Origin of the sequence: Flavobacterium sp. UBA7680 (genome assembly GCF_002482975.1) — a bacterium.
Taxonomy (GTDB): Bacteria; Bacteroidota; Bacteroidia; order Flavobacteriales; family Flavobacteriaceae; genus Flavobacterium.
On the sequence record NZ_DLHA01000042.1, the window covers coordinates 1 to 10,812 of the forward strand.

The window sequence follows — 10,812 nt, forward strand, 5'->3', positions numbered from 1 at the left end:
GAGAGTATGTCGTCGCCTTTCTTTAAAAAAACCCTATCCAAATCGGATAGGGTTTTTTGTTTTGTATGGGTTTTGAAAACTAGCTTCTTTATGACCAGAGGTTATATAACACCTAAAGTGCCGGCAAAGAGTTAAAAGAACTGGAGCTGCATAGAGATTGATCAGATGCGTAATCATAGAGAGCTATCCAGTCAAAATTTCCTAGTAAGTACTGATCGCTTTGCGTTCACTTTAATTTTAGGAATTTGATCATTTAAATGTCCTATAGTCTTATAAAATCTACAATCTTGAGATTTGCAGGTTCTTTTATTTCCACATTAATTCACCAAAATTTTTTTGTTACCAAATCAGCTTTTATTTAGTTGGTTTCATGAGGTTTTCTATTGTCTTCTGTTTTAGATTCGATTTGTTTTATCCCGAATTTGTTATTGTTTGTAATTAAGCGTTTTGTAATATCTGTATAAATGATCATAAATTATAAGCTCATATGTTCTCTGTTTTGAGGTGTATTGCCTGTTGATCATCATGTGTATATGACTTTCTAAAAAGGAAATTAATGAAATCTGAATATTCTTTTTTATGGATAAAACTGCTTCTGTAATTTGATTTTCTTTAGTTTTTATAATTTCTAAAAAAATAAGATTTTCAGGATAATTAAAACATTGATTTATTACTGTTGACAATTCTCTATAATGTTTATCAAGTTCCTTTTTTAAAGTTTTATCGATTTCAAATTCTCTTTTGAAAGAAAGCTGTAAGCCATTCATCAAATTAAGTTTGTCTAAATTTGATAATTCAAAAGAATTTAAGAAAGAATCAATTGCATAAAAACTAAATAATAGTTGAGTTTGAGAACTAGGAAAAGAGGATTTGACTGAAAGGTATTCTAAAACCATTTCACTGTCTTTCCAAAAAAGAGATTCAGATTCAGTTATGGTTGAACCCCCATATCGTTCAAGTTCTCTTTGATATGTATCTGTTTGTATTTTCCAAATCAAATTTTCTTTAAGAAGTTTATTTAATATTGGATAAAGAGCCTGAATAGTTTTTGATAAATCATTTGGTTTTTTTATTAAAAATCTAATTCTAATATGCGGATCACCGTCATTATAGCGAATAAAAAACCATTTTTGAATAATATTTTTCTTTTTTAATTTCAAAATTATCGGCTCTAGTTTCTCAATCAAAATTATATCTGACGTTTTTGGCCCGGTATAAATTTTATAATACAACCAATCGCTGCCTAAAAAAAAATCTCTTTGCATTTATTGTTCCTTATAAAATGATAGCACAAACTCATTACAGAAATATTGACCAGCTTTATTTTTGACTGCTGAATTCTCTCTAAATAAAAACTCTTCTAAAATAATTTCTTCGCGATTTTTAACCGATTTCAAAAATAACTCTAAACTTATTGGAACTTCAAAATCTAATAAAAGTGTATTATCAGAATTAACCCAGTTTACATATCTGGGAAAGTTTCGTTTCAATCTCCATTTTAGAAATTCCTCTGGCAGCAAATCTTTATCAATTTTAGAGAGAATGATTATTTCTTCTTTTTTAATTATCCATTTAGCTTTTGATAATATAATTTCTTTATACATTACTCTCGGAAAAAAGTCATACTGTTTATTTAAGTTTCCCCAGCTGAAAGAATTAATTGTTTTAGTTTTCTGCCCTTGTAAATCACATAAAAAATGATAGATAGGAAGTGAATTTCTGGAAAAATTGTGAGCATTGGATAAACAAGGCAGAACTTCTTTTTTGTGTTTTTCTGAGTATAAAATTATTTTATTATTATTAATAGAAATTGATAAATCATTTAAAGAAATTGTATCTATTTGTGATACGCCCGGATTTGATAAGTAAGGAATCTCATGTTTTCTTAAAACGGGTCTTCTCAGTATATTTCCTGTTCTTGATTCTGGTATGTGAACAATTTCTGCGGTTATTTTATCTGAATATAGGTTTTCTTCTTTGTTAATGATTTCTTTTGTTAATTCATGAATTTCTGAATTTCCATTACAAAAGCGGCCTAATAATTTAGCAGCACTTACATTTCCCGATGATTCGATTGATATTTTGTCTTTTTCAAATACTTCAATCATTACAGAAAATGTTGCTGGAATGTTTTTTAAATCTGAATTAAAATCGGTAAAATCGTTTTGAGATAAAATAATTCTGTTTTCTTTATTTAAAATGCAGTCCTGCAGCTTTTTTTGTAGAACAAAGTCGTAAGAAGTCCATGACTGAGTTTTTATTTTTTGCTTTTTAGGCTTAAATGAAAAATAATCTAATATTTGATGACTGTCATTTATATCTAGGTTTTGAAGATATCCAATGCCAATTTCTGAGTCTAAGGCGGTTGTTAAAGGCATTGATTTATATTCATACCTTTTAATGAATTCTTTTTTAAATTCTTCCAGATTTTTTGAAGGCGTTTTAGGCTGAATTCCATTTAAGAAATAAAGTGCCTCAATTACTTTTTTAGATACGGTTTCATTTAAAAAACTCTCAGAGGCTTTAATATTTAAATCAGTCTGGAAAAGGTACTTTTCATCATAAAAAACTTCAGTTTTCTCAATTTTATTTTTGATATTTTTATATGTTTCCTGAGATGGAGTAAGAGTTAAATCCAAATCAGATAATTGTTTTTGTATAGTTTCTAAAAAACTATTTGTTTCATTAAGATTTGGAATTTTTTTCAGGATATCTGTAACTCTTTTCCATTCATTGCTTCCAGTAACGACAGCATCTAATTCAGATATTAAAAATTGATTTTTAATAAGATTTAAAACAAATACAAAAGCTTCTTCTTTTTCACTTTCATCATCGGCTAAAATTGAAATCATTTCTTCAATATTCATTCCTGATTTTGCACGTGAAAGTATTGTTTTTAAAACTTTGGATTTTCTAAAAGCTGCTATTGTATGTTCTGTTCTTTCATTAATATATTTATATTCTACATATCGATAAAAATCTCCTATTTTATAAATACTAGTATTAGGATAATGTTTTAATTGCGAGATAACTTCTTTTTTGTTTCCAATTGCTTGTAATAAAGTAATCCAAAAACGCATATCGAATTGAGTATTGCGCTTAAATTTATCAGATTCCTCTAGAGTAATTTTTGTTTCTCCAGCTATTGCCCCCACAGAACAGCCTGCAAACAAACCAAAGGGAGTACATCTAGAGGACATTCTGGCTAAATATTTTAAAAAAGTAATTTCTAGTTTTTCTGATTTCTCTTTAGAAAGAGAAGGATCTTTTTTTGACCATTTATCTAATTCTTTCACTAATTCCGGCGAAGCCAAATTTAAAGCTTCTTTAACCAAAGGAATTTGATAAGCTTCTATTGCTTTTTCTAAAGTATAGCTTTCTACAAGATCTAAATAAAAAGACAATGGGTATAATGGCGTTCTTAGTACAAACGATGAAAAAGGTACAATTTTGTATGGTTTAAGCATTTTTATTTTTTGCCTACTTTAGAGGCTAGTTTCGTAGCATTTAAACATTTAGGATTTTCCGGATTTTGGTAGCTCTGAAAAGTGATTTTTTTTATCGTAGACTATAAAAATAAAAGTTGAAATCTCTTGAGAAATAATTCATTATGATTTGAAAAATATTTTATGAATAAAAAGATTCATCCTAATCCAGTAAGTATTATTATCCTTAAATGGTTAATTTGTTCTTATTGCCTAATTTTAGACAATAAGAACATTCAGTAAAAAAGCTATTATTCTTATTGATCTTTTTCATTACAATCTCCAGTCGAATGATTCGTGGGGTCTGGTTCGCTTCCCCCTTTAATTAAATGGAGGTTTTTCAATTTTGCAAACTCCATTTTGTCGAGATCAAATTTTTTGATTTCTTTTTTAACTTTATTTTTTTTCATGTTTTTAATTTATAAGGTGTAGTAAATAAAAGTATAATTAAAAAATGACAGATTAATGATCTTCTTCACAATTTTTAGTTGATTGATTCTTAGGGTCAGGCTCATTACTGTCTCCTCCTTTAATTAAATGCAAGTTTTTCAATTTTGCGAATTCCATTTTGTCGAGATCAAATTTTTTGATTTCTTTTTTAGGCTTACTTTTTTTCATGTTTTTAAATTTCTAGGGATGTGACAAATATAAAATGTTGATAAAAAAAAGGGGTATAATTATAATTTTTATTTATCGAAATTCCCGAATTTCGATATTGAAAAATAATTATAGTTTTGGTTGTTAGTTATTTAACTTTTAGAGATTCTTCCATTTGTTTAATAAAATAAGCTGGTTTTATTCCTGACTTTTTATAAAAAGCCGAAGAAAAAGACTCAGCGCTATTAAAACCAAATTCTAAAGCGAGTGCCTGAATTGTATATTTTCTCAGTTTAGAATCCTTTTTTAAATTTTCTAACGCATGATCTATTCGTAAATCATTTATGTATTGTACAAAAGATTTATTTCTGTAGCTGTTAACTATTTTAGATAAATATTTCGTATTGGTTTCAAAAACAATTGATAACGATTGTATGGTAATATTAGGTTTCAAAAAGCCTTTTTCTTTCTCAAAAGAATTTAGTTTCTTTAAAATTTGTTCGATTAATTCTTCATTAATTCCTATATCATCAGTTTTAATAGCGACAGTTTTACTATTCTTTAGATTGTCATTTTCTTTTTCCTGAAAATCTTTGTCTGCAGTTTCCTGTATTATTTTTTCAAATCGGTAACGATACTTTTTTTTATGTTGAAATTGATAAAAACCAAATGCTGAAACTGTAATTATTCCTAAAAACAATATGCCATTTCCCCAAAACGATTTTGCTTTATCTTCTTTTAAGGACTCAATAAGATTTTCTTTTTCCGACATTAAACGCGGAATGTCGTATTCGTTTCTTAAAAAAGTATTTAAATTTCTATATTTCTTCTGTAAGACACTATCTATAGCCATGTATTTTGAAATATATTTAAGCTGATTTTCTTTGTCTCCAATGCTTTTATAATAACTAATCAAATAAGGATAACCATCCATAAATTCTTTGGTTATATCCTTTGTTTTAGAATAAACGGAATCTACTTTTAGGTAATTTTTTACAGCATTTTCATTTTGCCCTAAGCCCTCATAAGCTTTTCCTAAATAAAAATATGAAGAGAGACTACTTCCAGTATACTTATATTCATTTATTTTAGGAAAAGCTTTATAAATACTGTCCAGAGCAGCTTTATAATTTTTTCTTAAAATCTGATTTGCCCCTTCATTTAAGACAAAATAATAATGCAAAGTCATATTGTTTGTCATTTTTGTTTCCTGTAATCCTAATTTATTATAGTAGGTAGTCGAGTCAATATTTTTTAATGACTTATAGCAGTTCGCTATTCCAAAAATGATGTATTGATAGTTTTTTGCATATTTTTTTGATCTGTAATTTTTGGTTCTGTAAAAACGAAAACATTCTTTGTATATATTGAGCGCTTCATTATACTCTCCAAGATCTTCAGATTTAGTACCTGCAATAAAATCCCTTACTACATAATAATAATTTATGTTTGTTTGAAGTGCTATTTTTTCAGCGAGCTTATAATTAATCATAGCTTCTTCAAACTTAAATTGTCTTTTAAGAAAATCAGCCTTTTCACAATATGCAGCGACAGGAAAAGACCTGTCATTTCTACCTGTCGAGTATTTTATAACACTATCAAGATATTGAATTGCTTTATTCATATCAGAACCATAGTAGAGTAGTGCAGTTAAGTAATAGCCTCGGGCTTTTCTAACTGTATTATTTTCTTTATAAGCCTTAGCTATATAGGCATCCTTATATAATATCTGTTTTGCAGTGTTTTTGTCATTATCAAAATAAAGATTATGTAATTCATCAAAAGACAATTTCATAAGTTCTTTTTTTGATTCCTGAGCCAAAAGAAAAATTGGGAAAAATAATAATATGAAGGTTTTTGAAAATTTAAACAAAATCATGATTAAGGGTTTCGTACAAAAATAGAATTTCTGGATTAATTCATGCTAACAAAACTGGAATTTTTATTTGTGTTTAATCCTTTGATTATTAGTGGTTTGTTTTGTTTTTTTGAAATGTGAAATTCCTGAATTTCGACAAGGAATTCAGGAATTCAGACATATAGTATTTGTAGACAATTTAATGGTTATTTAGTTTTGGCTGCAATAAAGTAAAGCAATTTTTTACAGTAATGGATATTACCATAAGAATGCTTTAATTTTTTAATAAGATCTAAAAAGTATCAGACTCTCTGATGTCTTTCTCAACATAGTCCATAAAGGACAATTTCCAAAACGTTTACAATTAATTTAACCAATTTTTATTCCAAATATGTATGAAAAAATCCAATCCCTTGTTTTTTCTTTTACCACTCAATATGTATTTCCAATGTGTTCTTTGGAAAATGTTTTATCGAGAAAAGACTGAATCTGTAAAAGTTATTTAATCAGTTAATTAAAATAGTAATGAGAAAAAAAATACTAATACTGCTAACAATTGCATTTTTCTTTTGTTGCGGCATATTGAAATCGCAAACAACTTTTCAGACTCCTAAATTAAGTCCGCCTACACCAGAGCTATTTTCTTTGTTTAAGTTTACTGATATACCAGTTTCAAATACAACAGGTATTCCCAATATTTCACTTCCGGTTTATACCATTAAATTGAAAGATTTTGAATTTCCTATTTCTTTAAGTTATCATTCATCTGGTATCAGAATCGAGGAAATAGCAAGCAATGTAGGTCTTGGATGGACATTAAACAGCGGCGGAATGATATATAATCAGGTAAATGATCTTGATGATAATGAAGCCGGTATCACTTTTCCGGGATCCTCAGGTTCAATACCTCAAAATAGAGAACTTGATCCGGTTCTTGTAGGATTAGCGGAGCAAAATGCCCCTACAAATCCAGATTATCATACAGCTTTACTGCTAACTTCTCCAGATGTAGATACTCAGCCGGATATCTTTTATTACAACTGCGGAAATTTAAATGGTAAATTCTTTTATTCTAAAGATGGTGTGGCTAATCCAGTGCCATATTCTCCTATAAAAATTGAGAGAAATGGTTATGGTTCCTTTATAATTACGGATGAAAAAGGTACAAAATATACTTTTGAAAGAATATCAGAAACAACTACCACATCTATCAGTATTGAGTCACCTGCTTATCATATGACGGATGTTGATACTAAGAGTTTTACTTTTCATATTGTAAAAATTGAGACTTTAAATAACGAAGTAATAAACTTTAATTACGAGAGTGAAAAATATTCTTATGATGAACCTTCTGTTTTTGCTTCCAGAGAGTCAACCTATAAATCAAGTGGTTTACCTCTAGACTTAATTCCCGGAGGATTACCACTTTTTGTTGAAACAGAAACTAAAAACAAAGTTATTCTTAGAGGAAAAAGATTAATATCTATTACAACCAATTCTGGTGAAAATATTCAATTTATATATAACAATTGTGCAAGACTCGATCTGCCTGCATCAACAGGTCCTAATAATGAAGTTTTGAGTGGAGGTTTTGCTTTAAAAGAAATAAAAATAACCAGCGGACAAAGAAATGATTCTTATGTATTGGAGCATGGTTATTTTAATGTGCCAAATTATACTCCATGTGCAGCAAATGCATCTTTTGGTTCTGATGTTAGATTAAAATTAGTTTCTTTTAAAAAGAATTCTGAACCAGCTTATCAATTTCAATATGATGAAAGTGCTCGTTTACCCGGAAGATTTGAACTTTATTATGACCATTGGGGCTATTTTAAATCATCTGGAGGGAAATATAGTAAAGACTATGAGTTTGATTTTTTTGACGGAGTTACCAGAGACCCTGAATTAGCAACGACAAAATTGGGAGTTCTAAATAAGATAACCTATCCAACTTCTGGATATACAATTTTTGATTATGAACTTAATGATTATTATGGAACTTTTAAAACGTATGCTCAAAGAGTTGAAAAATCGGTTCAGGCACACATTATAGGAGGAGAAGAGATAGGATTGCCAAATGAAGTGCAATATCTAACTGAACCATTTACAATTTCGCCAGGGTATCAAGCAAATAGTGCTATTATCATAAAGGATATTAGTACTGGGGAACAAACGATGAATAATTTTGTAAATATTTATATTACAGATGCTAATAATCAGTCTAATAATATTGTATATAAAGTAGTTCCAGAAAGCACAACACCTAATCATTTAGTTTACAAAATGCAAAACTTACTGCCGGGTCAATATTTTTTACACGTTGATGGTATTTATAACGGTGGTGGAGCAACTATTCTATGGGTTGAGAAAGAGGGGCAGGATACAGAAGAATTAAAAAATATTGATGTAGGCGGACTGCGTATAAAAAGTATATCTAATTATGATAATATAAACTTAACTACACCAAGTTCAAGACAATTTTATGAATATAAAAATATTACAAACCCGTTAAAATCATCTGGAAGTATTGTTTCGCCTCCTAGATATTCATACTTAGAAACCAAATCTAATCCTATATGTGTTAATGTAGGTAATACTACTTTTCTGGATCCTGGAATTATGACTTATCGCTCTAGAAGTTCTAAAAATTATTTACCGTTATCAGGACTTCAGGGATATCATATCATGTATTCAGATGTTAAAGTTTATAATGACCAAAGTATGGTGAATGGTTATACGCATTTTAAATACAGTCTTGCTGATGATGATAAAAGCTATAACATACTTAGAAGTGCACCTGTAACCAGCCATGATTTTGAACGAGGAGATTTATTAGAGCAAAATATTTATAAGTATAATAATGGCTCATATCTGCCTGTAAAAAAAGTGAGTAATGAATACTATTATGGTTTTAATCGCAACAGTTTTTTTTCAGATGCTTCTTTTCCAAACGAAAAACATGCTTTAGGATTGGTTATTAATAAACTGTCAGGAGATCTTGTCTGTAATGTACAAGGATCATGGGGAATGCCTATACCGCCTTACAGATCTTTATTTGAGATGTCTTATTTTAAATTATATTCTGTTTGGAAATATTTAAAGAAATCTACAGAATCAACTTATGATAAAAACGGAGCTAATCCGGTAACAACTATAACTAATTATAATTACAATAACCCAACGCATGCTCAGCTTTCTTCTGTAGAAATGATAAATTCTGAAGGAGAAACACAAAGCACAAAAACGTTCTATGCTCAGGATCCAGAAATGACCAGTAAACCATTTGTGGCTGATATGATTGCTAAAAATATGATTCAGGTTCCGTTAGATACACAGACTTTTAAAGGGACCGATAAATTATCTGAGCAATTAACTTTATTCGATAAAAGTACAGCGACAAGCAATTTATTATTGCCAAAAGAGGTTTATTCGGCTAAATTTCCAAATACTTTACCATCTATTGCGAATATTGGAAGTCTTGAGAAAAAAATTACTTATGACCAATACGATGACAAAGGAAATATTTTGCAATACACTTTAGATGGAGGAATTCCTGTTTCTATTATCTGGGGGTATAATAAAACACAGCCAATTGCTAAAATTGAAAATGTTCTTTACTCATCAATTCCTGCTGCAACTATAACTAATCTTCAGGCACTTTCAAATGCTGATGTTGACAATTGTATGTCGGGCAGCTGTACAGAACAGTTGCTGCGTAATGCACTTAATACATTAAGGAGCTCTTTTTCTGATGCTTATGTTTCTACTTATACTTGCAATCCTTTTGTGGGGGTTACGAGTATGACAGATACAAAAGGAATGTCTTCTTACTATGAATATGACTCATTTGGAAGATTAAAATTCGTAAAAGATAAAGACTTAAATGTACTTCAAAAATATTGTTATAATTATAAAGGACAACAAGTAAACTGCAGTGATAATACATCCAGTACTGTTATCTACTATAAGAGCCCTGCTCAGAGTGGTTCTTTTACAAAAAACAATTGTGCTTCTGGCGGAACTGGTTCAAGTGTAAGCTACAGTCAGGCAGCTGGAGTTTATACCTCTACTATTTCTCAAGCCGATGCTGATGCACAAGGGTTAGCTAAATTTAACACAGATGGTCAGGCAAATGTCAATGCAAACGGAATTTGTACTTTTTATAGCATAGCCAGAAGTGGTTCTTTTACAAAAAATAATTGTGCTTCAGGCGGAACAGGATCAAGTGTAAGCTACAGCCAGTTGGTTGGAGCTTCTACTTCAACTATTTCACAGGCCGATGCCGATGCAAAAGGATTAACTAAATTTAATACCGATGGTCAGGCAAATGCCAATACAAACGGAATCTGTACTTTTTATAGTGTAGCTCGAAGTGGCTCTTTTCCTAAAAATAATTGTGCTTCCGGAGGAACAGGATCAAGTGTTTCTTACAGCCAGGCTGCCGGAGCTTCTACTTCAACTATTTCTCAGGCAGATGCTGATGCAAAAGGATTAACTAAATTTAATACAGATGGTCAGGCGAATGCCAATACAAATGGAATCTGTACTTTCTACAGTGCTGCATTAAGCGGTTCATTTACAAAAAATAATTGTGCTTCTGGCGGAACCGGATCTAGTGTTTCATACAGTCAGGCTGCCGGAGCTTCTACTTCGACTATTTCTCAGGCAGATGCCGATGCAAAAGGATTGACAAAATTTAATACTGATGGTCAGGCAAATGCCAATGCAAACGGAATTTGTACTTTTTATAGTGTGGCTAGAAGTGGTTCTTTTACCAAAAACAATTGTGCTTCTGGAGGAACGGGTTCAAGTGTGAGCTACAGTCAGGCAGTTGGAGCTTCTACTTCGACTATTTCTCAGGCAGATGCTGAT

Annotated in this window: 6 protein-coding genes; 1 reads left to right on the forward strand and 5 read right to left on the reverse strand. The window is 30.1% G+C overall.

What is annotated here, in order from left to right; all coding sequences use genetic code 11:
* Positions 1 to 425: 425 nt before the first annotated feature.
* The 5 genes from B3C18_RS18395 to B3C18_RS18415 all read right to left on the reverse strand — a co-directional run bounded on the left by B3C18_RS18395 (position 426) and on the right by B3C18_RS18415 (position 5,871).
* A complete protein-coding gene (locus B3C18_RS18395) occupies positions 426 to 1,265 on the reverse strand; it encodes a thiopeptide-type bacteriocin biosynthesis protein (RefSeq protein WP_291149920.1) in 840 nt (279 codons plus the stop codon).
* A complete protein-coding gene (locus tag B3C18_RS18400) occupies positions 1,266 to 3,467 on the reverse strand; it encodes a lantibiotic dehydratase family protein (protein ID WP_291149922.1) in 2,202 nt (733 codons plus the stop codon). It lies immediately after the preceding gene.
* A 275-nt stretch (positions 3,468 to 3,742) separates the two neighbouring features.
* Complete coding sequence (locus B3C18_RS18405) at positions 3,743 to 3,895, reverse strand: hypothetical protein (RefSeq protein ID WP_291149923.1); 153 nt, start codon at positions 3,893 to 3,895, stop codon at positions 3,743 to 3,745.
* A gap of 52 nt (positions 3,896 to 3,947) precedes the next feature.
* Positions 3,948 to 4,103: a hypothetical protein gene (locus B3C18_RS18410; RefSeq protein ID WP_291149925.1), complete on the reverse strand. Its 156-nt coding sequence runs from the start codon at positions 4,101 to 4,103 to the stop codon at positions 3,948 to 3,950.
* 127 nt (positions 4,104 to 4,230) lie between these two features.
* Complete coding sequence (locus B3C18_RS18415) at positions 4,231 to 5,871, reverse strand: helix-turn-helix domain-containing protein (protein ID WP_291149928.1); 1,641 nt, start codon at positions 5,869 to 5,871, stop codon at positions 4,231 to 4,233.
* A 594-nt stretch (positions 5,872 to 6,465) separates the two neighbouring features.
* Here B3C18_RS18415 and B3C18_RS18420 point away from each other — a divergent pair.
* Positions 6,466 to 10,812: DUF5977 domain-containing protein (locus B3C18_RS18420; RefSeq protein ID WP_291149931.1), on the forward strand; the 4,347-nt coding region annotated here is incomplete at its 3' end.

Coding starts and splice junctions, on each gene's coding strand:
- B3C18_RS18395 (WP_291149920.1), bottom strand. CDS start 1,265: ATGCAAAGAGATTTTTTTTTAGGCAGCGATTGGTTGTATTATAAAATT.
- B3C18_RS18400 (WP_291149922.1), bottom strand. CDS start 3,467: ATGCTTAAACCATACAAAATTGTACCTTTTTCATCGTTTGTACTAAGA.
- B3C18_RS18405 (WP_291149923.1), bottom strand. CDS start 3,895: ATGAAAAAAAATAAAGTTAAAAAAGAAATCAAAAAATTTGATCTCGAC.
- B3C18_RS18410 (WP_291149925.1), bottom strand. CDS start 4,103: ATGAAAAAAAGTAAGCCTAAAAAAGAAATCAAAAAATTTGATCTCGAC.